The sequence below is a fragment of the Patiriisocius marinistellae genome, assembly GCF_009014635.1.
Taxonomy (GTDB): Bacteria; Bacteroidota; Bacteroidia; order Flavobacteriales; family Flavobacteriaceae; genus Patiriisocius; species Patiriisocius marinistellae.
In genome coordinates this window covers 1-1,204 of record NZ_BKCF01000028.1, presented here as the reverse complement: position 1 = coordinate 1,204, position 1,204 = coordinate 1, and the positions used below count along the sequence as shown (strand labels likewise).

The window sequence follows — 1,204 nt, the reverse complement described above, 5'->3', positions numbered from 1 at the left end:
GATGAACCAGAAACTTGTAATAGAATTTTTTATATTTTTCTTGATAATATAAATTGAACCTTTTTTGTTGAGTTTTAGAGTATTTCAAAATGCTTGTTCCTTATTTTTATCATAATGTTTTACAACGTGTTTGTGTATGCTTTGTTGCGTGTTTAAGTTACTAAGTTAGCAAATAAATACCGAATAGAAAATCCGCGAGGATTTTCGTAAGCAGGCTAGAACCTAGCAATAAAATATACACGGTGTTGTGGTTAGTGTTTCTTTATTTCAATCCACAAGTTTTCTCTCCACTTGTCTATAATAATTATTAAGTCCGACAAGTCCCATTTTTCCGTTAATAATTCTAATCCTTTGATAATTGGTGATTCTGTAATATCAATTTCTTTATTTATTTTTAAACCACAATCTAATAAAATAGATGAAGTTCCTTTTCTTAAATCATTTTCGTCATCTCTATGTTTAAAATAGTTTGCAATTCCTATTATTAATTCTATTTCAGTTCTTTTTGCGTCATTTACTAACTTTCCAATTTTGTATTTTTCATATTGGTTGTTTAACGTTTCAAATCTGTCATAAATGCTACTATTTATATAATTTTGAAGAGCAATAAATGATAATCCAATTATAGGTTCAACTTCTTCTAAAAACCAAATCCCGTCATACCATTCTATCTCTTTAAGTTTTTTCTCTAATTCAACTATAGATTTTTCAAGACCTTCAATTGTTAATCTCAAACTTTCTATTCTATAATCACATCTTTTCCAATGCATTCTTTCTTTTTTTTATGATTGCCCATATTATATGCGAACTTAAGGCAGAGATTGTTCCGAAAATCCAGAATCCGAGTGTAATTCCGAGAATTGGCATTCCACAATTAATTCCGTCTGTTCTAGGTTCTGGATAGAAAAATTGCGGAAAAATAAAATAATATCCAATTAGAACTAATATCAGAATAACAAAATTCGGAACCTTGATTTTAAATCTATAAGTCAGATAATAACAAGTCAATTGTATTACAGTGATTGCTAAAATAAATAATAAAATCATTTTCTTAGTTCGCGTTTTTTACATTAACCACAACGGTCTTGTATATGGCTCGTAGCGTGTAAATTAAACAATTAATTTCGGATGAAGCACGAGCTGAATTTTTAAATTTTTCTTATTATCTTTTTTATTGGAAAGTCGTCAAATTTAAAAATTTGGC

At 28.1% G+C, this 1,204-nt stretch carries 1 protein-coding gene; it reads right to left on the bottom strand.

What is annotated here, in order from left to right; all coding sequences use genetic code 11:
- Nucleotides 1–251: 251 nt before the first annotated feature.
- Nucleotides 252–770: a hypothetical protein gene (locus GB234_RS14985; protein ID WP_151895386.1), complete on the bottom strand. Its 519-nt coding sequence runs from the start codon at nt 768–770 to the stop codon at nt 252–254.
- Between the last annotated feature and the right edge of the window lie 434 nt (nt 771–1,204).